The sequence below is a fragment of the Winogradskyella poriferorum genome, assembly GCF_050618035.1.
GTDB lineage: Bacteria > Bacteroidota > Bacteroidia > Flavobacteriales > Flavobacteriaceae > Winogradskyella > Winogradskyella poriferorum_A.
Map to the genome: position 1 here is coordinate 219,411 of NZ_JBODPY010000004.1, position 22,985 is coordinate 242,395.

The following is a 22,985-nucleotide window of genomic DNA, read 5'->3' on the forward strand; positions in this document are numbered from 1 at the left end:
ATTGACTCAAATTTGCATTGTAATCTTAAAACAATGACATTATGAGTAAAACAGCAATTATAACAGGAGGTAGTAGAGGCTTGGGTAGAGATATGGCCTTAAGTCTTGCTAAAAAAGGAATAGATATTATTTTTTCCTACCACAGTAATACTTCTAAAGCCCAAGAAGTAATCGATGAAATAAAACAACTTGGTCAAGATGCCATCGCATTTCCATTTGATGCTAACCATCACGAAAGTGGTGCAGCATTTATAAAGAGTGCCACAGCGTATCTCACTAAAAAACATAGTTCACCAAACTTTGATTATCTCATTAACAACGCTGGCACAGGCACCTTTAACCTTGTAGAAAACACAACGGAATCACAGTTTAATGAAATGATGAATGTGCATCTAAAAAGTGTTTATTTTATGACGCAAGAGGCACTCACTTATCTAAACACTAAAGGTCGTATTATAAATATCTCCAGTGGCCTAGCCCGTTTTAGTTTACCAGGTATGTCGGCCTATGCTATTATGAAAGGTGCCATCGAAGTTTTTACCCGCTATTTGGCAAAGGAACTGGGAAGTCGTCAAATCACTGCAAATACGATAGCACCTGGTGCCATAGCCACAGATTTTGCTGGTGGTAGCAACAAGGATGCTGATAAAGCCAAAATGATTGCAAGTATTACCGCTTTGGGTCGCGTTGGAGAAGCCAATGACATTGGTGGTGTTGTTGCCTTTTTATGTTCTGATGACGCAAGTTGGATCAATGGACAGCGCATCGAAGTTTCTGGAGGTATGCTCGTTTAACAGATTAGAATTGGATCGTTTCTGCTCCAATTCTTTTCATTAAATTTATGGATATGAAAGGCATTAAACGTCTCAAAAAAGTAGGTGATTACCATAAACTGGCTAATCTTGCAGCGCCTCAACACCCTTTAATTAGTTTGGTAGATTATACTGACGTGCGCTATCCTGAGGACATAAAAGAGCTCACCTGGACACAAGACTATTATACAATTGGTCTTAAGCGAAACGTGGCCTACAAGTTTTTTTACGGACAGCAGTCTTATGATTTTGATGAAGGTCTAATGACTTTTGTTGCTCCAAATCAAGTGATGCGTCTTTCTAGCAATCCCAATATCAAAAAACCACCAACGGGATGGTTATTACTTATTCATCCCGATTTCTTGTGGAATTCAGCTCTTGCAGACCACATGGAGCACTATGACTTTTTTGGATACGCTGTTAATGAGGCGCTTTTCCTTTCTGAAAAAGAGGAAAACATGATGATTGATATTCTAAAAAATATTCAACGTGAGTACCAATCGAATATCGATAAGTTTAGTCAAAAGATTATCATCTCACAAATTGAACTCCTGCTCAATTATGCCGAACGCTTTTATGAGCGCCAGTTCATAACACGGAAGATTGCTAATCATGGTATTCTAGAGAAACTAGAGTCCTTATTGAAGGATTACTTTAATAATGAAGACCTTGTTGACAAAGGCTTGCCTAGTGTGCAATTGGTAGCGGATTATTTAAATCTATCACCCAATTATCTGAGTAGTTTATTAAAGTCGTTAACTGGTATGAGCACGCAAAATCACATTCATGCTAAACTCATAGACAAGGCCAAAGAACAGTTGTCCACCACCGCCTTATCGATAAGTGAGATTGCTTATAACTTAGGGTTTGAGCAACCCGCTTCTTTCTCAAAATTATTTAAAAACAAGACTGATATGTCACCCATCGATTTTCGAAAAAGGTTTCATTAAAGTTTACAGATAAAAAGTATCTTTATGATATAATACCTATACTATGAATCCATCAGCGAGTGGCTGGATAAAAAAATTAATTCGGGAGGTTTCAGAAACCCAATACCAAGAAACCGGACTCACGGAGTTTTACACCAGGCTTAAGCAAACAGGATTTATATATGGTAGCAATATCAGTGTGGTTTTAGATATTGTAAAACCTTTTGATCTTACCGAAGAAGAGCGCTGTAAGATTAACCTCCTCCTCACCTTTTATTTTGTTTATAGAAAGACGGATAAAGACATGCCTTTTATTGAAAGTCTCATTGGTTTTTATAAGGCCATAGGTGACAAAAAACAGTCGTTCTTTGAGGAGCTTTTTGGTGACAAGTCCTCCGAAAGTTTGTTGGAAAAAATGATCCATAAGCGCATTCATATCGATGATAATTTTATCACCAAGAACTTTAATTATTTCTTGATTAACGCCTTACTCTTCGTCGATGTGCTGGGCTATCAACGGTATTTAAATGCACCTGATGGTATAAGAAGCTACGTGAATCATTTAGAAGCCTCATTGGAGACCATCATATTTACGGTTATGGACAAAAAGTCCTTAAAATCTGAGTATGATCATAACCTCATAAAACTCTTTGAAGGCTCGGTGCGTCATAAAAAAGCAACACCACCATCATATAAAGAAGCCATCGCCTTAATCACCTCACCTTTTGAAAAATTATATGTGATCGATTTGGTCTGTATGGCCTCCTGGACAGATAAGGTCATCGATAAAGCCGAACGTGAATTTTTAAGAGAATTAAAGACTGGTTTAGAGTTAGAAGATGATACCATCACACAATCTGTTGATGATATCAATGCCTTTTATCATACGCACAAAGAAAAAGTGGCCTTCTTAAGTTCTAAGAACCTGGCGCAGAGTTTTTATGATAATAGCAGTAAAGTGGTAACACGACTCATAAAGCGTAACAGTAAGCGCCTAACTCGAGAACTGTCTGAAAGTAAGGAAGCCATGTTTTTATTGGCACAGTCCACCCAGCGCCATCTTACAGACGAAGAACAAAAGAAAATACAGACTCAACTTTTAGATATTTTTAAAACCATACCAAGTCTCGCTATTTTTATGTTACCAGGTGGTATGTTGCTCCTGCCATTATTCGTAAAGTTTATACCAAAACTGTTGCCCTCAGCCTTTGATGATAACAGAATTGATGACTAGGCTGTAACAATTTAAAGACTATGGGTACTCATAGTTATAAGCTAAAGTAAGATGACTAACTATTACCACCTCTTGGATATTGATCCCAAAGCAGACCTCAACACCATTAAAAAAGCATTTCGACGCGAAGTTGCCATTTATCATCCAGACAATAACAAATCACCTGAAGCCAAAGAACGCTTCGCACAAATAATTGAGGCCTTTGATATCTTATCAGATACCGAAAAACGAAAAGTCTATGATGAGATGCTCGCTTTTGAATCGACGAATAAACCTGTCATCATCGAACAGAAGGAGCAATACGAAGATTGGCAAAAAGAAGCCAAAACAAAGTCTAAGAAGTACGAAGGATTTGGTCTTGACGAATTACTATTGCTAGATATTTTTGTCCTTAATGGTGAAATTCTAGATAGTATCTTTTCTGATGATCTCCTTGATGGAATATCAGATGGCATTGGCGAAATATTCGATTTATTCTAACCAGTTTTTAAAATCCTTAACGCGCTCGCGTGCAACGATGACCTCTTTCTCATTAAAGCTATTGAGCTTTATCTGAAGTCTAGAATTGGTATAGCTAATAATATCCTTTATCGCATTAATATTCACATAAAATTTACGACTGATGCGGAAGAACACATGTGGCTCGAGCTCATCTTCTAATTGATCTAAGGTTAAATCTAAAAGGTAATTACGCCCTTCATTGGTGTAGGCATAAGTTCCTTTGTTTTCGCTGTAAATGCATTCGATATCTTCAATATTTATAAGCTTAATATGTTGCCCAACTTTCACCGAGAATCGCTTCTTATATTCACGCTCAATAGGGTTAACCAATAGCTTTTTTATGTCGTTGAAGTCTAAGGTCACCGATTGTTGTTGCGAGGTAGTCCCTTTATATTGTTTTATGGCCGCTTTGAGTTCGTCCTCATCAATAGGCTTAAGCAAATAGTCTATACTATTCAACTTAAAAGCTTGTAAAGCATATTCATCATAAGCGGTTGTAAAGATGACTGCTGAATTAATCTCGAGCGCTTCAAAAATCTCAAAAGACAAACCATCACTCAATTGAATATCTAAAAAGATAAGATCGGGATGTGGGTTATTCTGAAACCATTCAATAGACTCTTCAACAGAGTGTAACATAGTTTCGGCTTCAATACCTTCAGTGCTTAGCATACGCTGTAAGCGTCTTGCTGATGGCTTTTCGTCTTCAATAATAATTACGTTCATATGCGATTTACGACTTATAGTAGTGTTGAAATTTTGTTATTCCCACATTGTGGTTTCTTCCTCTTTGCTTTCATTAACGAAGGATTCTATTTTACGATCTTCCCATTCCTTTTTAAAGAGAATTCGTCCTCTAAAGACTCTCCAACCATGGAGAATAATAAATATGGTCCAGCCAATTAAAACCGCGGTATTTACAAAAGTCACTGCTGGTGCATAAGGACTATCGTCCATGATATAAAAATTGTAAAAAATTAATAGCACTAAAAGTGCATAACCTGCAAGATGTATGTAAAACAATTGAATACGTCTTACCTGTTCTCTTGCCCTTTGGCGACTTTCTTCCTCGTTAAATGTTGTCATATTTATTCCCAATTCTGGCGTTCCTTATCCATAAACTCTTCGATCTTGCGTTTCTCCCAATTCTTTCCGAAGAAAAAATCTGGACCAAACACACCGATAAAATGAAAGAACAATCCAATGCCCCAAAAGAATGCTGTAGCATAAGGACCAAATCCTCCAAAACCAGCGTTAACGCCAATTAGAATAATTAAAAAGAGGTTAACGACGATGTAAACGGCCAAGTGCCAATAAAATCCAATAATCGATTCTACCTTTTTCTTTGCTCTTAAATAGGCCTCTTCCTTTCTGTAGTCTGAAACCTCTTCGTTCTTGCCATATGGCTCTAAACTATACTTTTCCATAATATTTTACTTTCTCGAATTATTAGATAATTCGTCATTCATAATCTGTTCTATTTTGCGTTCTTCCCACGCCTGGCCAAACCGTATTGATAGATAATGAAGCACTACAAAAACGCCCCAAACGGTCCAGCTACTCAATACATTAATGGTAAGGAAACCTTGTACAAAACTGTCCCAGCTATCGAGGTCGCCCCATACCTTAAAAATAGTCAATACTGTATTTACTGTAAAGTAAATCACAAGGTGCGTGTAAAAGCCCTTCTCGCGCTCCACGCGATTTTTAGCTTTGATATAACTTAAATTAGGGTTCTGCTTTTTCATAATGTCTAAAATTAATTCCAACGGTCTTTTTGTTCTTCTTCGCGCATATACTCTTGTATTTTACGCTCTTCCCACTTGGCACCAAAGGCACCTTGATCTACAAATACGCGATACGCATTAAAAAGTAATCCTAATCCCCAAAATACAAGTGGGAACCAAAACCATTGTATGGTATAGCTCGAAAATTTATACCAGATAAAGATTAAAAAAGGTATAACGATACAGTAAGAAATTAAACTGTAGTAAAAGCCTTTTAATTCGTCCACACGCTTACGTGCTCTCACGTAATCGTCTTGTAAACGGCTGTTTGATCGGTCTGCTGTTCTCATGATTGATATTTGTTTTGTGAGCATCGGAATTGCCACGGCAAAATCCTTCTCTCGTTGATTGATGTATACGTTTCTTTCGGTAAGCAGTGCATAGCGCTGTTTTATATTTTCAAGGCCTACACCACTACCCTTTTTTACAATTTGTTTTGGTTGAAGATTATTCATCACTACCAGGTGATTCCCATCTTCATAAATTTTTATGTGCAACGGTTTACTCGACGTTACCATATTGTGCTTTACCGCATTCTCTAATAAGAGTTGCAAGGATAAGGGCACCACTTTCGTTTCTGGATTCGACGCTTGGTCTGGAATCTCAAAAATGATACTATCCTCAAAGCGCATTTTTAATAGCGACATATACGTGCGTGCAAACTTTAATTCCTCATCTACCGTTACCAGCTCCTTATTTTTCTGCTCTAAGACATAACGGTATACCTTAGATAAAGAGGTGGTAAACTTCTGTGCACTTTCTGGATTCTCCTCAATTAAGCTCGTTAGTACATTTAAGCTATTGAACAAAAAATGCGGATCTAACTGATTCTTAAGGGCATCAAACTTGGCACTCGCTGCACCTGCAATGACCTTCTGCTCTTTTACCTTATTTTTCTGATAGCGATTATAGAAATACGCGATGTAAAAAATAGATAGGATACTCAGCGTAATCCAAAGACCAAAGGAATAACCACTCCAACCATCATTCTGTACAAAGGTCTTAAGGGACTGTCCGTAGATAAACACTAGGATTAATAATCTAAGAACAAAGATGGTCGCCAATGTAATTACCGTAGCACCTGCAACACCATAAACAATACGTTTTATCACATCGTAGCGCTGAAACGTTAAGCGTTTTATAAAGTCGAAATACGCTGTATTTACAAAACTTAAAGCAAAGGTGTACAGCTGTGTAAAGCCAAAGTCAATAAGGTAAAAATTGATACTCTCGTAGCGTACTTCGTCACCAATAAAGAGAAACCTCACGGCATAGACGACGCATCCGATAATAAAAACAACGATTAAACTTTTAATTGACTTTAGCATTTTGTTCTTGGTTTAATTAAGATTTACAAGCGGCAATAGATTGTTCTGCTCTATCTTTTCCCCACTTAGGGTGAAACTGGCTCTCTCCCTTAAAGGTATCAAAAAGTTCCAATGAGGCTTCAATAGCCGCACAATAAGGTTTGGTATCCTGTCCAAAATACTGTGCACTGCCCATAGCCCAACTCGCTTTTCCATAAGCCACTCTAGGATTCTCTGGTGCCAACTCATAGGCCTTCGCATAGATCTCACTCACCTTAGCGGCATACTTCATACCGTAAACGGCACCATCGTAGGCAATCCAGTTGGTTAAAACCTGTGCTTGCATTACCATAAGCTCTGGGTTGTTGGCACTTTTACCCATGGCGATATCCAAGTGCTCCTGTGCTTTATCCAATTGCGCTTTTAAAACGGTCTCGTCTTTTACATTCCAGCTTTTTAAACTGTTCATAAAAGCCACATAGTAGTTTGGCAACCACTCATTAGCTTCGGCTTTAGAGATGCGTACAAATAAATTCTCTGCTTCATCCCACTTATCGGCTTCCCAAAGCTCAAATGCTTTTGCCATGCCTTTTTCGTAATTGGTCTGTGCCTGCGTTAATCCTGTGATAACGATCATAGCGATTAATAGTAACTGTTTCATTTTTTGATTGATTTTAAAGTGTTATTGTGATTGATTTGTTTTCTTTTATTTCAAACTTGGCATCTTCCCATTTTGGTGGTCCCATAAACCCTTTCGCACCATTAGAACAACCATAGTCTTCCTTTGGGATGCCTATAAAGTTGCTGTCCATCTTGCCATTATCATTTTCATCATGAAATATCGACACCGCATAAATCCCTTCTGGAATATCCTTAAAGGTTACCGTGCATCTGTTATTTTCTATAGCGCTAGTAGTTCCCATAAAGGTCTTTTCTAAAAAGGCCGTTTCAGAATCGTAGACGGCAATAAACATTTTACCATCATTGCTAGAGGCCTCTTCGATGTTTACGGTAAGGCTAAAACCATCTTGAGCATTTAACATTAAAGTCGTAAGACTTAAGATGAGAATGACGGCGAGTTTTGTTATGATATTCATGCTGTTTGTTTTTGTTGATACAAATATCCGACACATTTCCAGTTTTTTAAAACCCACATGACCGAATTGTAAAATTTTGGAGACGAATTGTCATTTTTAAAAAATAAGTACGAAAATTCAGTAACTTGTAGAGACATTATGCTACCTATAGCATGTATTAAATCATCAAAAACCAACCCATTATGAAACGTCACGCGATTCTCATTGCCCTTTCCCTTTGTTTTACCTTCGCCTATGCACAGACCGACAAGCGTCTTAAAGGCATAGACAAAAAATTTGAATCTATTTTAGAAACCAGCAAAGCACCAGGTTTTGCCATTGCCATTGTAGAAGGCGATAAAATCGTATATGCCAAAGGTTTTGGCTATAAGGATTACGAAAATAAAGTGCCTGCAGATGCCAATACCTTGTATGCGATTGGCTCATCCACTAAGGCATTTACCTCAGCCTTATTAGGGGTTTTACGCGAACAGGACAAACTCTCCTTTGACGATAGCCCAATACAACACATTCCAGGCTTTGAGTTTTATAATGGTGATATGAATAATAATATCATCATTAAAGACCTAATGCGCCATAGTACAGGATTGCCACGACACGATGGTGCCTGGTACTTCTTTCCTAACAAAGATAAGGACACGCTTATTGCACGTATGAAATACCAAGAACCGTTTACAGGTGTGCGCCAGCAATGGTACTACAACAACTTTGCCTTCTTATTACAAGGTGTCATTACCGAAAAAATTACAGGCAAAAGCTGGGAAGAAAATATCGAAGAAACCTTCTTTAAACCTTTGGGTATGAACCGCTCTAAGACCGACTTAGCCGGTTGGGAAAGCAGTGATAATATTGCCATAGGTTACCGTCTCGATGAAAACCGTGAGATTAAAAAAATGGATTACTACGACATCTCAGGCATGTCACCAGCAGGAAGCATTAACAGTAGTGTTAACGACATGAGCAAATGGATTATGCTCTGGTTAAATAAAGGTAAGGTTGGCGAAACACAGCTCCTGCCTGAAGATTATATAAAAGAAGCCAGTAGCTCACAAATGGTGGTTGGTGCAGGTTATCCATCTGCAGAATTACCAGGTGTGCAGTTTGCCAATTATGGCTACGGTTGGTTTTTACAATCCTATAAAGGTCATTACTTGGTAGAGCATGGTGGTAATATCGATGGCTTCTCAGCCAATGTTGCCTTTTATCCAAGCGATAATATGGGTATTGTGGTGTTGACCAACCAAAACGGTTCTGCCATTCCAAGATTGGCACGTAGCATTGCGGCCGACCATATGTTGGGTGTGGATAAGACCGATTGGGCCAAAAAGTTTAAAGAAGACACCGAAAAGGCCATTGAAGCACAAGCTAAAGCTGAGGATGGTGGTAAAGAAGACTCTAATGTAAAGGGTACGAGACCCTCACATATTTTATTAGACTATACAGGCACTTATGAAAATAAAGGTTATGGTAAGTTTGATATTGTTGTAGAAAACGATACGCTATTTGCCACTTTAGATGATAACCGCATCTACCTACATCATCACCATTACGATACCTTTGAGTTAATCGATGTAACGGATGGTAAGGTGGAAACCTCCCAGATTGGCGATGCTCTAAAAGTAACCTTTAGTACCAATGTGGCTGGTGATATAGAAAATATGAGAGCCAATATAGAACCGATGACCGATGCCATTGTCTTTAAGCGTACACCAAACAGTATCGATGTAGATGCTGATACCTTAGAGCAGTATGTAGGCTTGTACGATTTAATGGGTACGGAAATAAAGAGCTATATAAAGGACGAGAATGTCTTATATGTCTTTGTACCAGGCCAGCCTGAGTATGAGCTCATCCCAACGGCAGAGCATAAGTTTAATTTTAAGGTCTTAGAAGGCTTTAAAGTAGAGTTTATCGAAGAAGCCGGTAAGATCACCTCTGTAAAGTTTATACAACCTAATGGTACTTTTATTGGGACCAAAAAAGAAGACTAAGTTTGTAGGAAAAATAAGTAAGGTTACGTATAAAAACCTGAGTATATTCCATTATTTTTAGAGGTAAAACATAATGGGAATAAAGACATTGTTTTTATCCTACCGTTACCTACCATTAGATGAAAACAGCAATTCCAATAAATAAGAAACTATTTGACATTTATCTTTTGTTTACAAGAGAGCCTTTTGTTCAATATTTTTCTAAAGAATTGGAATTTTATTCAAACGGAAATGGCGGACTTTTAGGGTTAATAAGTCTTGACTTGACTGATAATGATTATTACGGATGTATTTTATCAAGAGATAAATCTAAACAATACAGAGCTGAGTTGGTAATTGCGAGTTTGTCTACGATTGACGAAGCTCGTAATTGGATAGATGAGAATATGAGTAACGACTCTATTACTTTTCACGACAATACACACGAATATTTTGACCTCTTTCAAGATTTGAATAATGAAGAAAAACAGCACCCATACTTTAAGCTATTAAAATCAAATATTGCTCTTTCTTCGGCTCTCGAAGCTGTTAAAGAAGTCAGTTATCATTATAAAGACATAGATGGTAATTTCATAGACCAGTTTCAATCCGAAAATGGATTTGATTCCAGGGTTTGGGAATTATTTCTATTCTGTTTCTTTAGAGAACAATTCTTTTCATTCAAGAGAAACTTTAATGCACCTGACTATATGGTTGAGAAATTCAATCAAGAAATTGCTGTAGAGGCAGTAATAGTAAGTAGAAAAACGGAAATTGAAAGTGAACCAAAAAGCTCTGAGGAAATCCAAAAGAAATTAGATAATGAAACACCACTTTTGTTTGGCAACGCACTCTTTGACAAAATGAAGAAAAAGTATTGGGAAAAGGAACACGTTAAGGACAAGCCTTTTGTTATTGCAATTGCGGACTTTCACGATACAATGTCTATGACTTGGACATATAATGCTCTTTTGGATTATTTATATGGTTATAAATATGAGCATTCATTCAATGAAAAGGGTGAGTTGATTGTTAAACCAGTTAAAATAGGAGATTATACAAAACCTAATGGAACTAAAATCCCAAGCGGATTCTTTTTCCAACCAGATTCAGAGAATGTAAGTGCTATTATTTTTTCTTCTTGTGGAACATTATCGAAATTTAACAGAATGGGCAAACAGGCAGGACTTGGTAGTGAAATACCAACATTAATCAGAGTAGGGACATTTTACAACCACGAACCGAATGCGGACAAACCAAATTTTATTACATATCAAGTAAATGAAGATAGTAACGAAACTTGGTCAGAAGGAACAGTAGTTTTTCATAATCCAAATGCAAAAATTCCTTTGAATCCTGTATTATTTGATGATAGAGTTGCTCAATCATTCTTTGAAGATGAGCTTATTTATAGTAAAATGCCTAAAGTGTTTCCATACAATTCTTTTACACAGAATCTAATTCCAAAAGGAACGATTGAGAAAGAATAACGGCAGGTAACATTGTGTATAAGTAATAGCGGTTTAATTGATAAAACCAAAGTATAAACATAAAACAAAGGTCGGTGAAAACCGAAAGGTTTGTGAGTACAAATCCGCTACTACTCATACACTAGACCGTTGTAGTACATTATTAATATGAGCACAAATACATACATTGAAGGAATAAAAGCAAATGTGGAAAGAAATAGTTCTGAAGACCTTTCCATTTTATGGGCTGAAGATACAAATATTCAAAAATGGAATAATTTAGACTCTTCTGAAATACAACTTTTAGTAGAGGAAACAATTGAACTTTTAGCAATTGCAATTGACAAAAACTTATTAGTCGGTCTACCATTCAACTATCTGAATGGAATTAATAATAGTTTGAATAATTTTAATAGTCAATTTCAAAGTGTAAAAGGACTTCAACAAAACCAATTAAGAAATCAACATCATAATCCGCTTAATCAAATTAATTCAGTTAATTCAAGTATAAGAAATAGCGGACTTTACTCACTAATAAAATTAAGTCCGGATATACCTGAAACAGATAAGTTAATTCAACAACAGTTAGTCAACATAAATGCAAGGAAAGAAGAATTAGATAAATTGACTACTCAAGTAAGAACATTACTATCACCAGCTGTTGCAGATAGATTAAGTACTGCATTTAGTAAAAGGAAAGAACATATATTTTGGCAAAAAATTAGCTGGTTAGCTCTTGTAATAATAAGTATTGGCACAGCAATTTATTATACTTCAGATGTTACAAATACGATTACCGAATTAATAAATCCTGTGGAGAAAAGTGGAAAAGTTGATGATTCTACAACAATTGGAATAATATGGATTTTGAGGCTGTTAATTCTATTTCCCATCTATTATGTAGTTTTCTTTGCAATAAAACAATATTCAAAAGAGAGAAAACTTGAAGAAGTTTATGCACATAAATCTGCAATTGCAGAAACACTTCCTTCATATCCTGAACTTCTTACTGAAAAAAGTGTCGGTGACCAAATTACATCAGAAGCCGCAAGTGTGATTTTCTCGCCCGCTGAAAAAGAAACCGAAAAAAAAGAACGTGGCAAAAACTACAAAATAGAGGATATTAAGGAACTAATTGATGTCGCAACCAAAGTATCAAAAACAATAGAATAACGTCCTAAAACACCGTGTATATTCAATTACTAGCTTCTTACCTACTTTGGAAAATCCGACAAACACCGATTCAAATGAAAAAAACACTACTCTTACTCTTTATAATACTGAGCTCAGCATCCTTAATTGCACAGGACACTAAAGAAGTACACGACTTTAGCGATGTGGATAGCTATAAAAAAGCGTCAAGGCTTCATAAAAAAGGAAATCTTGCTAAAATCTATATGATGCCTATAGATTTTGGTGGTGATGACTCCGAGGTGAATACCCTCTTTGTCCCAGCATTTGTAAAAGACTTTAAAGACAAAGTAGATAAACGTATTGAGACCTTACTCTATGATGGTAAAAAGCTAAGCTTTGAGGCTTTACCAGAATACAAAGGCAAAAGCTTTGTGCCCTCAAAACTTAAAATTTTGGTCACAGGTGATGTAGAATTCACAGAAGTCATAGACATTTGGTAATAGCTCCAACTACGCTTTCACTAAGGCATTAACACGTGTCTATTACAGATTTAGAAATTTTAAGTATCTTAGATACAATTATTTAGCGATTAAATACATTCCAAATGAAAACTTACCTCACTTATAGTCTTATGGCACTATGTATCGTGTCCTATGCACAAAACGTATCCGTCTCAGGTGATGCTAACCTCACCTTCGAAACTGGTAGTGGTCTTAAAGCCTTCGGTTTAGAGATGAATCCCAACGCAGATTTTGTCATTACCAATAACACGCTCTCACTTTCAAACTCTCAAGAAGTGGTGTCTAATATGCAACCTTCTATTTTAAGAGTTTACAGTTGGGCTTCGACCTTAAATAATTTTAGTGGTGCCATTACCTTAGATTATGAAGACAGTGAACTTAATGGTGGTATTGAGTCCACTCTAAATATAGAAGTATTAGATAGTGGTATTTGGACAAAATACGAACCGTCTTTTGTAGATACGGTAAACAATAAGGTGATTTATAATGGCACCTTTAATAACATAAGTATTGATAAAATTACAGCTTCAGCAGTTGGTATAACCTTGTCTACAGATAGCACCAGTTTTGAGGAACTACACCTCTATCCTAACCCAGCCCAAAACCTTTTGCATGTAGAAGCCAATACAGCACTGCAGTATCAACTGTTTAATATGGAAGGTAAGCAGGTTATGGAGACCACAAAAAATACCATTGACCTCACAACTTTAGCCAATGGTATCTATATACTAAAAGCAACCCAACTTGAATCTTCAGGTAGTCGCTATTATAAGATCATAAAAAATTAATTAATTGGTTAAGGTATAACCATTACCACCAATAACAATCCATGCTTCGTTGGTTGCGGCTTGTATTTGAACAAATTCCCAACCTGAGTCTAATTGTATACCTAAAGCACCATCAAAGCGGTCATTAGGATCTGGTGATGCAATATTTACGGTATAGTCTGCATTTCCAGACAACTTAATCACATAGACTCTTCCTAAAACTGTACTGGCATCTGGCACCGTTATTGTTGTACCATCAACAATAGGAATCATGGTATAATCGGTTGCTGTAGCTGTGTACGACGCTGTGGTCACCAGGTTTACCGATAAAACTAAACCACCAACGGCACTTCCCGCAACTAATTTACCAGTGGCATCAACTTTTAAATTACGCTCTCCGGCACCTGCCAAGTTGTTTACAGTAACGCTCCCATCACTACTAGAAATCGTAGCTAAACTAGAATTACTAATGTTTTCAACAACGAAGTTTCCGTTTGTCCCTAAGGTATTTTTAATGTCTTGGGCACTCAAGGTTAGGACAGCGAGACCCGAAATAAGAATAGTAAAAAAATGTTTCATACTTTAAGTTATTAATCAATACTCTAAGATAAATAATTATTTGACACACATACGGTTACAGTTCACATTTACGACGAAATGCACCAGTCTAATTATTTTCTTGTCATGGCATCGCAATAATGCCAATGCTGTAGGGCCTTTCCTCAGTACGAGGAGAAAAATCTTATGATAAAATCCGAAAATTTAAGACTAAATATGTAGTAGAATTCGCAGAAATCATTGATATTTGATAAAACGACCAACCTCAAACATGACGTATAACCCACGCTATCAACTTCTCATCTTCTTTTGCCTCTGTTGGGCTTTTGTTGCGCAAGCACAAATTACCTTATCGCATAATGTAGGCAATACACCAATAGATACTGGAATGTTTTCTTGTGATGAAGATGACGAAACCTGGATGCGTATTTTTACACTTGCCGATTTTGGTATTGGTCCTAATGAAGAATTTGCCATTACCTCTGGGCAAATCGCTTTTGCAGAGTCCTATTCTGGTGCGAACCTTCAATTTCGTTTTTATAGTGTAGGTCCAGAATTTCCAAATTACCCATACTCTTTATACCCTACAAACTTACTTGGTACACGTGGTATTGGTGAGGCACCAACCATAACTGGCGCTCCAGAGATTGTACAAGTCGATTTTGACCAACCGGTTATTGTCCCAGCTGGTACGGAACAAATCCTAGTAGCCGTAGAAAAATATTGGGGCATTTATGATGATGAATCTTCCGTGGTGAGGATTGCTGGGACGCAAGAGGATAATGACATATCGTATTACTACGGTTGTGATGAGAGCTATAGTCTTATACCCACTGGAGATTTACCCAACAACCCACAGCCTAATGCTAATTTCTTTATCAATGTCACTGGTGAAGCCTATGATGTGTTTAGTAATGGCCCAGTAACACGCTTATCGCATAATACCTGTGGTGAAATATTAAGGACTAATATTTTCTCCTGTTCTTCCTCCTATTTGTACTGGTCGAGAACCTTTACATTGGCAGATTTTGGCATATCTACCAATGAGGAGTATGTGATTACTAAAGGTCAAGTAGCTGTGAGTGGTGTCGGTTGGTTACCAGAAATTAACTTTAGAATTTATGAAATCGATGAGAATTTCCCAGCCTCGTTTTCAGAAGATAATCTAATAGGCAGTAGTCAGTATCAGACGCTCAGCCCAGCCATAACCGATGACCCAGAAGTCGTCGAAGTTACATTCGACACACCCATTACCGTGCCTGCTGGTGTGGAGCGTATCCTCGTAGAAGTGCATAAAGGCATTGTCTATGGTTCTGCCCTCGCCTTTGTTGGTGGCACAACGGTAGATAATGATGTCTCTTGGCAACGTGGTTGTATTGTTAATGCCACACCTGTTAACGGTTTTGTTACGGCTACAGAAATGGGTTATCCTAACTCTAACTTTTATATCAACGTAACTGGTAATGTTAACCATGTGAGTAATACCTACGGGATTTCAGTGACTAATATTTGCTCTGAGTTTTTAAAGGAATTTAGCATAGAAAGTAATCCTAATATCAGTTCGGTACTTTGGGATTTTGGTGATCCAGCTTCTGGACCAGATAATACTTCTAGTGATTTATCACCATTCCACGACTTTACGGTCGATGGTACCTATACCATTACAGCTACAGTGACCTCCTTAGATGGCAGTATTGAAGTCCTCACCGAAACCATTGAAGTGACCCAACCACCAAACGCATATGGCATTAATAATATTTATGCTTGTGAGGATACTTTAAATTCGGGAATCTCCTCAACATTTGATGTAACGACCATAGAAACTCAGGTCCTTGGTGGCCAAACCGGTAAAACCGTCACCTATATTGATGGTAGTGGTAATACCTACGATACTTTGCCTAATCCATTTACCAATACGGTTAGTGGACTAGAAACCATAACGGTACGTGTAGCTAATGAAAATAATCCATGTTGTGTTTCAGAAACCACTTTCGACCTCATCACCTACCCTTTACCAGAGTTACAAACCGTACCTGCATTAGCCAGTTGCGATGAAGGCTCTAATGGGTTTTCACAATTTGATCTCTCTGGTTTACCGAATACCATTCTCAATGGGCAAACCGATGTAACGCTAGAACTTTTTGATAGCAGTGACAATCTTATTGCACTTAACGACTATAACAGCTTTGCCAATGTGTTGGCTAATCAAGATTATGTGACGGCACGTGCCACAAACACGACTACCAATTGTACTTCTGAAATAACGATTGATCTGTTTGTGAGTGAGAATCCAGTAGCCAATACCTTAGCATTGATTAATGGATGTGATGATAATAATGATGGCATCTCCGAATATTTTGATACCTCAACCGTAGAGAGCGATGTATTAAATGGCCAAACCGGAATGAGTGTGAGCTATTTTGATGCCAATGGTAATCCTTTACCAAGTCCATTACCAAACCCATTTACCAATAGCACACCATTTAATGAAATCATTACGGTAAGGGTGACCAATACGGCTTCGACCTGTTATGCGGAAACGACTTTAGAATTTCAGACGGTAAATCAACCGAATATCAACCAACCGAATAATTTATATGCCTGTGATGCTGGTAACGGCTTTGCACTATTTGACACCTCAACTATTGAGCAAGAAATTATCGGCAACCAAACCGGATTAACCATCAGCTATTTTGATGCCAATAACAATGCGCTAACAAGTCCTTTACCAACACTATTTGAAAATACAGAGCCATATACACAAACTATTAACGTACGTGTTGAGGACAGTGCAAATCCACTGTGTTATTCGGAAACCTCGTTTGATTTAATCGTTAATACATTACCCGAGATTGTGCTAGAAGACCAATACTTCATCTGTAATTTAGAACCTTCGATTACCTTAAATGTAGCTTCTGGTTATGATGCGTATAACTGGGTTTTTGAAGATGGCACTTCGATTTCAAATACAAGCACTGCAGAAATTATAGAAGAAGGCAATTATGAAGTTACGGTTACCGAAGTTAGTAATGGGATTAGTTGTTCGTCTTCATTTAATTTTAGCTTGGTACGTTCTGTATTGCCTGAAATACAAAGTGTGAATTTTGGAGAATTAGGTGATAATTTTATTGAAATCATTGCCTCTGGTGATGGTGATTTTGAATATTCCATCGATGGACAATTTTTCCAAGACTCCAATTATTTCCCAAACATTCAAGGTGGTATTTATACGGTTGTTGTAAGAGATAAAGAAGGTTGTGGTGAAGATGCTGAAGAAGTTGTTATTGTGGACTATCCTAAATTCTTCACACCAAATAACGATGGGTTTAACGATTATTGGCAGATAAAAGGGATAGCGAATTATCCAAATTCGAGTACCTTAATATATGATCGCTACGGAAAACTGATCACAATCATATCATCGAATGATGCAGGTTGGGATGGACGCTATAACGGTAAAAAAATGAAGTCTAGTGATTATTGGTTTACAACAGATCTTGGTGATGGCCGAACCTTTTCGGGTCATTTTGCCTTGAAGCGTTAAACCTAAAACTAGACCAACTAAAAAAATATAATTATGAAAAAGATACTCCTCCTCGCCTTTATGGTTATGGCTCTTTGTGGTAACTCACAGACCAAAACCGACAAAGAAAGCAATAAAAAGGAGTTCTTAATTGTAAATACTCCTATTTTAATTGAAAAGGACACTGCTTATGTAAATCAATTACGCTTTTACAAAATCAATTCTGCATTAGATGGTATGATGCTCATGTATCGTAACTATGGAGAATGGGACAAAAAGAGTAATAGCTTGCATCAATCCAATATCAAAAGACTTATTTGGAAAGAGGTTAAACTCTTAGATAATTCTGATGAAACCTTTTTGGTAATCGCAGATGGCACAGAAACCATGAAAGACTACTATGCCTGTCTTATGGTTTTCGATTCCAATGATAGAGACTGTCTAGACGAATCCCATCCACTAAACCAAAAAATAATGAACAATCTCGTGCAAAAAATGCGAAAATTAGATCGTAAAAAATCACTATATAGAAAGTTTAGATCATGAAAAAGATACTCCTCCTCACCTTTTTAGTAACCACCTTTTTTGGTTACACACAAACCAAGGTCGTGGATACCAGACCACAGCTCGAAAAAGAAGATTCTAATGACATGTACACCCAAAGTAATATATCGACTTTGGACCTGCTTGAAGCCTTAGAACTGGCTGGTGTGCGAGCTCATAAGTTTAATATTGGTAAAATGAAAAAGGAATACAAATTCCTAATGTTTGCTGATGAATACATTAACGGCAAGCTGGTAAAAACAGACACCTTAGTGGATTATACCAACGAGTATGGTTTTTGGATTGATGAGGAATATAATCCTGGTTATATCGACCAAATAAAAGTCTTCACCAAAACCGAGGAAAACTTTGCTACCATTAATATAAGAACCTATGCTTTAGGCACGACCAAAGAAATCAATTTGGGCAAAACAGACCCCAGACAATTTTACAACTGGCGCGCTTATAAGGACACCCAATGGCAACTTAATACCAAAGTTCCATTACTCATTTTTGCGTCCTCATGGTTAGATAAACAATATAACTTCCACCGTTTTTGTGGTGTTGTAAATCTTAAAGATAATGATCCACGAACACAAGAGTTGTTGGACTATTCACCCAACTATGTGGTTTTAAGCTATAAGATAGCCGAAAAGGACGACTAGTCTTACCAGTAGATTAAACCGAAAAAAAATATACGTCTGAATATGCCGAAAAAAGACGTTAAACAGAAGTAGGCCTCAATCAATTTTTTTAATAATAAAACATGAAACAAAAATTAACAGCAGTCTTTTTATCCTGTGTTCTATTGTTCACAACAAGTTGTGCAAGTATCGTAAGTAAGTCTAACTATCCAATTACGATTAATAGTTCCCCTTCTGATGCAAAAATCACCATTACCGATAAAAACGGAAAAGAGGTCTATAAAGGCAACACACCTGCAGAATTAAAACTAAAAGCAGGTAGTGGATTTTTCTCAAAAGCGAGCTATCAGGTGAAATTTGAGAAAATGGGTTATGACACTAAGCTTGTACCAATTGAATTTAAATTAGACGGCTGGTATTTCGGTAATATCTTAATTGGTGGCCTCATCGGATTATTAATTGTAGATCCTGCAACTGGTGCCATGTACAAATTAGATAAGGAATACATAAGTGAAACCCTTTCACCTTCTACTGCGAGTGTTGAAAAGGAGGCTTTAAAGTTCTATACCATAGATACGATTCCTGAGGCTTGGCGTCCACATTTGGTCGCATTAAGCGATGAATAGACATAAGTTTTAATCGCATATAAATAAAAAAGAAGGCTAATAAAAGCCTTCTTTTTTTAATATGGTTCTAATTGTTTTTAACTTCTTTTTTTCTGGTCATTTACCATCCAATACACAACATAAAATGGTAAGCCGATTAAGGTAACGAGTAAGTACTCTGGTCTGACCATGCTTAATTTGTTACTTAACTTTTTCATTTTTGTTTAATTTAATTATCTATTCTTCAGTGTTACTCGCATAACACAGTTCTTATACGTGCAATAGGTCGAAAAAGTTGTCTTAAGCTTACATTTTCAAATGTTTACTAATTAAAATAAATGTGTCCTAAATGTCTTTAGTAAAAAATAAAAATTATGCTAATTTTATTTTAATCAATGATCAACAGAAAAAATTAAATTATTTACAATTTCTTAACGCAACCCTTTTGCAATAAGTGCATCTTAAAGAAAAACATCACTATGAAAAACACAATCACTATTACCCTATTTCTATTTATGTCTTGTGCACTCTTTGCACAGACCCAAGCCGTTAAACTGACGAAAGTGAGTAATGGTAAGGAAGTTATCATTGAAGAAAACAGGCGCGTTAAACTGCAAACTGTCGACGGTCGAAAAGTGACAGGTCGCTTACAGATAAAAAATAACACCATAATGGTCGACCAGGAGGCTTTTGAAATGGAAGACATTGCGTCCATAAAACGTAATTCGCTGTTACTTTCTATCCTAGGCAGTAGCTTTTTTGCCTATGTTGGTGGTATCACCATTGGTTTAGGAACGCTCATTGGCCTACTCGCAGACACAACAGCCTTTTGGCTCATTATACCAGGTGCCGCGCTCGTCTATACAGGAATAAAATCACCCAATTTTCAGCGCAAATTTGTAAATGATGGTACTTGGACCTTCGAAATTATAACCCTCGACGATTAATTTAAGACCTATATATTGCTATGAAAAAGCTAAGTTTAATGGCCTTATGTGCCGTATTTGTATTGAGCTGTGATCCGGTTTCAGACATGGAAGCCAATATTGAGAATCTTACGGAGGAAACCCTTACTGTTGAATTTATTTCTTTTGATACCACTCTAAATAAAACCCTAGATATTGCACCAGATGAAACGGTACTCTTTCAAGAGGGATTTGATATTGGTAGTACCTTCTTAGAACCGTCCATGACAGAGTATGACTCTGTGGTGGTGCGCAATGCTTCAGATGCCATTCTTAGAATTTATAAAGAAAATCAAACTGGTAAAAACATCTATAACGTCAGTGATGACTGGATTGGTAGAGAGCCTTCAAAACGTTTCTTTCGCTATAAATACCAAATAGAAACGGAGGAGTTGGAGTAACAGTTGTATAAATATCAAGTCGAGTAGTTTAATTTTGAAATTGTTATAATAATTACGCTAATAATAGGGCTTAGAAGGTAGGGAATTGAAGCTTTCAACTGTTATATTAGCGATTAACAGACAAACTTATTTCAAATGAAAACCTCAAATTTTAGATTACTTACTCTTTTTAGTGCGTTAGCACTTTTTACAATGACATTTTCTTCGTGCTCCGATGATGATGGACCTGGTGTTAATATTACAGTTAATGAAGGCCCAAATGGTGACATTGGTGGTGATTTTACAGGTAGTGGTGGAAGCGGTTCTAGAACGATAGCATGGAACAATGGTCTGGCCACTGCAGATTACAACGCAGATATTACAGCTACGGCTACCGGAGAATTCCAAATGGAAGTAAGAGATGCCAACGGCAACATTGTATTAGACAGAACTCTAACTGGTAACTCCGAACCTGATAGTATTGATGGTGTGACCAGTTCTGGTACGCCTGGCGAGTGGACCGTAACTATTAATCTTACTAATTTTAATGGTGATGGTAGCTATTCACTGAGTGAAGGAGACTAATCGAATTTACAAACACAGTACATAAACAAACCATCCTACTCAGGATGGTTTTTAGTTTAATTTAGATCTTAAGTTTTGCTACTTTAGTAGTCGTCATAACAGGTACAACATTGAACATTTGTCTCGCACAATCAAAGTCCTTTAAAGGTGATATTGCAAAAAATATCACGCATCACCTCTATCTTATTGACAAGGCTATTGAAAACTGTTCGGATCTTATTGTATTCCCTGAGCTGTCCATAACCGGTTATGAACCAAGCTTAGCTAAAACCTTAGCCACAAATGCTAATGATGTACGTTTTAAAGTATTTCAAGACAAAGCAGACCAACACCAGATAACCATTGCAATTGGTGTTCCTCTTACAGCAGAAAAAGGCATTACTATTAGTCTTGTTTTTTACCGCCCACATACCCATCCCATCGTGTATGCTAAACAGAAACTACACGACGATGAATTGCCCTATTTTGTGCAAGGTCAAAAAAACCCTTTAGCAAAGATCAACAATAAGGTCATTGCTTTTGGGATTTGCTATGAGACCATGTTCTGTGAACCTTTTGAAGAGGCGATATGCAATAATTCAGATGCTTATATTGCCAGTGTGGCTAAACCAATGCATGATATTAGCAGAGCCACCACACACTATAGTACTATGGCAAAAACCCATGGCATTCCTGTTTTAATGTGCAATAGTATTGGACCATCTGAAGACTTCTTTTGTGCAGGACAATCAGCTATTTGGGACAAAACAGGCAAATCTTTAGGGACTTTAGACGCTTCTCATGAAGGACTTTTAATATTTCATTTAGATAATAACACCACGACAAGTATTATCTTGAGTGATGAAAACAAAATCATCCAAGGCTAATGCGGATTAAATACTGCGCTATTTGTAACAAGGATTTCGATACTATGTTTCGAATTCAATACAAACAACCCAAAGCATGGGTATTTGCATGTGAGTCGTGTTTACTTGAGGTGAAAAAAGACAATCCTAATTATCGTTATGGTGGCACTTGGAAAAAATAATACAATGAGCACTAGAATATACAGCTTCATTATAATCCTAATTCTTTCGATTACTACGGGAATTGCTCAAGACACCTCCAAAAAAGAAGCTTCTATCCTTTTTGTTGGTAATAGCCTTACTTATTATAATGATCTCCCTGAATTGGTAAAGACCCATGCCAAAAAACTGGGTATTAAAATAAAGTATGACATGGTGGCCAAACCAAATTATGCCATAGTAGATCATTGGGCAGAAGGCAAAGTCCAAAAGCTTATTGCTAAGGAAAATTACGACTATGTGATTGTACAACAAGGACCATCATCACAACGAGAAGGTCGCCAGATGCTTATCGAATCTGGGAAAGACTACAAGGCTTTATGCGAAGCCCATAACACACAACTCTGCTATTACATGGTTTGGCCCTCTCGGACCTACTACCACACTTTTGATGGTGTTATAAAAAACCATCAAGATGCCGCAAGCATTAATGATGCTATTTTATTGCCAGTAGGCGAAGTTTGGAAAGACTATTTTGACCGTACTAATAATTTTCAATACTATGGGCCAGATGGTTTTCACCCTTCGGTATTGGGAAGTAAAGTTGCCGCACGCGTTATTGTAGAAACCCTTTTTAACAACTAATCAAT

27 protein-coding genes are annotated in these 22,985 nt (G+C 37.1%); 19 read left to right on the plus strand and 8 right to left on the minus strand.

Annotation, left to right across the window (positions count from 1 at the left end):
* Positions 1 to 41: 41 nt before the first annotated feature.
* Genes ACRHOC_RS10775 through ACRHOC_RS10790 form a run of 4 tightly spaced genes read left to right on the plus strand, consistent with a single transcriptional unit; the run spans position 42 to position 3,455 of the window.
* Positions 42 to 794, plus strand: coding sequence for an SDR family NAD(P)-dependent oxidoreductase (locus tag ACRHOC_RS10775; protein ID WP_431158645.1), 753 nt, complete (start codon positions 42 to 44; stop codon positions 792 to 794).
* Positions 795 to 847: 53 nt separating this feature from the next.
* Complete coding sequence (locus ACRHOC_RS10780) at positions 848 to 1,762, plus strand: helix-turn-helix domain-containing protein (protein ID WP_431158646.1); 915 nt, start codon at positions 848 to 850, stop codon at positions 1,760 to 1,762.
* 43 nt (positions 1,763 to 1,805) lie between these two features.
* Positions 1,806 to 2,975, plus strand: coding sequence for an LETM1-related biofilm-associated protein (locus ACRHOC_RS10785; RefSeq protein WP_431158647.1), 1,170 nt, complete (start codon positions 1,806 to 1,808; stop codon positions 2,973 to 2,975).
* A gap of 51 nt (positions 2,976 to 3,026) precedes the next feature.
* Entirely contained in the window at positions 3,027 to 3,455 is a 429-nt protein-coding gene (locus ACRHOC_RS10790; protein ID WP_431158648.1) for a J domain-containing protein, read from the plus strand.
* Here ACRHOC_RS10790 and ACRHOC_RS10795 read toward each other — a convergent pair.
* The 7 genes from ACRHOC_RS10795 to ACRHOC_RS10825 are packed head-to-tail and all read right to left on the minus strand — an operon-like array spanning position 3,447 to position 7,667.
* Complete coding sequence (locus tag ACRHOC_RS10795) at positions 3,447 to 4,202, minus strand: LytR/AlgR family response regulator transcription factor (RefSeq protein WP_431158649.1); 756 nt, start codon at positions 4,200 to 4,202, stop codon at positions 3,447 to 3,449. The two genes, ACRHOC_RS10790 and ACRHOC_RS10795, sit on opposite strands and share 9 nt — an antisense overlap.
* A gap of 36 nt (positions 4,203 to 4,238) precedes the next feature.
* Positions 4,239 to 4,562, minus strand: a complete 324-nt coding sequence (locus ACRHOC_RS10800; RefSeq protein ID WP_431158650.1) for a 2TM domain-containing protein — start codon at positions 4,560 to 4,562, stop codon at positions 4,239 to 4,241.
* A 2-nt stretch (positions 4,563 to 4,564) separates the two neighbouring features.
* On the minus strand, positions 4,565 to 4,903 hold the full coding sequence (locus tag ACRHOC_RS10805) for a 2TM domain-containing protein (RefSeq protein WP_431158651.1): 339 nt from the start codon (positions 4,901 to 4,903) through the stop codon (positions 4,565 to 4,567).
* Between the two features lie 6 nt (positions 4,904 to 4,909).
* Positions 4,910 to 5,224, minus strand: coding sequence for a 2TM domain-containing protein (locus ACRHOC_RS10810; RefSeq protein WP_431158652.1), 315 nt, complete (start codon positions 5,222 to 5,224; stop codon positions 4,910 to 4,912).
* An 11-nt stretch (positions 5,225 to 5,235) separates the two neighbouring features.
* Positions 5,236 to 6,591: a histidine kinase gene (locus ACRHOC_RS10815; RefSeq protein ID WP_431158653.1), complete on the minus strand. Its 1,356-nt coding sequence runs from the start codon at positions 6,589 to 6,591 to the stop codon at positions 5,236 to 5,238.
* A gap of 16 nt (positions 6,592 to 6,607) precedes the next feature.
* Positions 6,608 to 7,231, minus strand: coding sequence for a hypothetical protein (locus tag ACRHOC_RS10820; protein ID WP_431158654.1), 624 nt, complete (start codon positions 7,229 to 7,231; stop codon positions 6,608 to 6,610).
* Between the two features lie 13 nt (positions 7,232 to 7,244).
* Positions 7,245 to 7,667 (minus strand): DUF2141 domain-containing protein, encoded by a 423-nt coding sequence (locus tag ACRHOC_RS10825; protein WP_431158655.1) that lies wholly within the window; start codon positions 7,665 to 7,667, stop codon positions 7,245 to 7,247.
* Between the two features lie 182 nt (positions 7,668 to 7,849).
* On the opposite strand from ACRHOC_RS10825, the gene ACRHOC_RS10830 reads away from it, so the two are divergent.
* The 5 genes from ACRHOC_RS10830 (at position 7,850) to ACRHOC_RS10850 (ending at position 13,549) form a co-directional block, all read left to right on the plus strand.
* Entirely contained in the window at positions 7,850 to 9,658 is a 1,809-nt protein-coding gene (locus tag ACRHOC_RS10830; RefSeq protein WP_431158656.1) for a serine hydrolase, read from the plus strand.
* A 119-nt stretch (positions 9,659 to 9,777) separates the two neighbouring features.
* Entirely contained in the window at positions 9,778 to 11,127 is a 1,350-nt protein-coding gene (locus ACRHOC_RS10835; RefSeq protein ID WP_431158657.1) for a hypothetical protein, read from the plus strand.
* Positions 11,128 to 11,274: 147 nt separating this feature from the next.
* On the plus strand, positions 11,275 to 12,279 hold the full coding sequence (locus ACRHOC_RS10840) for a hypothetical protein (protein ID WP_431158658.1): 1,005 nt from the start codon (positions 11,275 to 11,277) through the stop codon (positions 12,277 to 12,279).
* A gap of 74 nt (positions 12,280 to 12,353) precedes the next feature.
* On the plus strand, positions 12,354 to 12,740 hold the full coding sequence (locus tag ACRHOC_RS10845; RefSeq protein WP_431158659.1) for a hypothetical protein: 387 nt from the start codon (positions 12,354 to 12,356) through the stop codon (positions 12,738 to 12,740).
* Between the two features lie 104 nt (positions 12,741 to 12,844).
* Positions 12,845 to 13,549 (plus strand): T9SS type A sorting domain-containing protein, encoded by a 705-nt coding sequence (locus ACRHOC_RS10850; RefSeq protein ID WP_431158660.1) that lies wholly within the window; start codon positions 12,845 to 12,847, stop codon positions 13,547 to 13,549.
* Here the strand turns inward: ACRHOC_RS10850 and ACRHOC_RS10855 are convergent, their stop codons facing one another.
* Positions 13,550 to 14,107, minus strand: a complete 558-nt coding sequence (locus tag ACRHOC_RS10855) for a hypothetical protein (RefSeq protein WP_431158661.1) — start codon at positions 14,105 to 14,107, stop codon at positions 13,550 to 13,552.
* Positions 14,108 to 14,357: 250 nt separating this feature from the next.
* Here ACRHOC_RS10855 and ACRHOC_RS10860 point away from each other — a divergent pair, with 250 nt between their 5' ends.
* The 10 genes from ACRHOC_RS10860 (at position 14,358) to ACRHOC_RS10905 (ending at position 22,980) form a co-directional block, all read left to right on the plus strand.
* On the plus strand, positions 14,358 to 17,630 hold the full coding sequence (locus ACRHOC_RS10860) for a T9SS type B sorting domain-containing protein (RefSeq protein ID WP_431158662.1): 3,273 nt from the start codon (positions 14,358 to 14,360) through the stop codon (positions 17,628 to 17,630).
* A 33-nt stretch (positions 17,631 to 17,663) separates the two neighbouring features.
* Complete coding sequence (locus ACRHOC_RS10865) at positions 17,664 to 18,155, plus strand: hypothetical protein (RefSeq protein ID WP_431158663.1); 492 nt, start codon at positions 17,664 to 17,666, stop codon at positions 18,153 to 18,155.
* Positions 18,152 to 18,817: a DUF5041 domain-containing protein gene (locus tag ACRHOC_RS10870; RefSeq protein ID WP_431158664.1), complete on the plus strand. Its 666-nt coding sequence runs from the start codon at positions 18,152 to 18,154 to the stop codon at positions 18,815 to 18,817. The genes ACRHOC_RS10865 and ACRHOC_RS10870 overlap by 4 nt, the downstream gene beginning before the upstream one ends.
* Before the next feature lie 101 nt (positions 18,818 to 18,918).
* Positions 18,919 to 19,422: a PEGA domain-containing protein gene (locus ACRHOC_RS10875; protein WP_431158665.1), complete on the plus strand. Its 504-nt coding sequence runs from the start codon at positions 18,919 to 18,921 to the stop codon at positions 19,420 to 19,422.
* Positions 19,423 to 19,880: 458 nt separating this feature from the next.
* Positions 19,881 to 20,348 (plus strand): hypothetical protein, encoded by a 468-nt coding sequence (locus ACRHOC_RS10880; protein WP_431158666.1) that lies wholly within the window; start codon positions 19,881 to 19,883, stop codon positions 20,346 to 20,348.
* Positions 20,349 to 20,368: 20 nt separating this feature from the next.
* Complete coding sequence (locus tag ACRHOC_RS10885; RefSeq protein ID WP_431158667.1) at positions 20,369 to 20,767, plus strand: hypothetical protein; 399 nt, start codon at positions 20,369 to 20,371, stop codon at positions 20,765 to 20,767.
* Positions 20,768 to 20,902: 135 nt separating this feature from the next.
* On the plus strand, positions 20,903 to 21,331 hold the full coding sequence (locus tag ACRHOC_RS10890) for a hypothetical protein (protein WP_431158668.1): 429 nt from the start codon (positions 20,903 to 20,905) through the stop codon (positions 21,329 to 21,331).
* 110 nt (positions 21,332 to 21,441) lie between these two features.
* On the plus strand, positions 21,442 to 22,197 hold the full coding sequence (locus tag ACRHOC_RS10895; RefSeq protein WP_431158669.1) for a carbon-nitrogen hydrolase family protein: 756 nt from the start codon (positions 21,442 to 21,444) through the stop codon (positions 22,195 to 22,197).
* Positions 22,197 to 22,358, plus strand: a complete 162-nt coding sequence (locus ACRHOC_RS10900) for a hypothetical protein (protein WP_431158670.1) — start codon at positions 22,197 to 22,199, stop codon at positions 22,356 to 22,358. Before ACRHOC_RS10895 ends, ACRHOC_RS10900 begins: the two co-directional genes overlap by 1 nt.
* A 4-nt stretch (positions 22,359 to 22,362) precedes the next feature.
* Positions 22,363 to 22,980 carry an SGNH/GDSL hydrolase family protein gene (locus tag ACRHOC_RS10905; RefSeq protein ID WP_431158671.1) on the plus strand — a complete coding sequence of 206 codons (618 nt, stop codon included), beginning with the start codon at positions 22,363 to 22,365 and terminating at the stop codon, positions 22,978 to 22,980.
* The last annotated feature ends 5 nt before the right edge of the window (positions 22,981 to 22,985 follow it).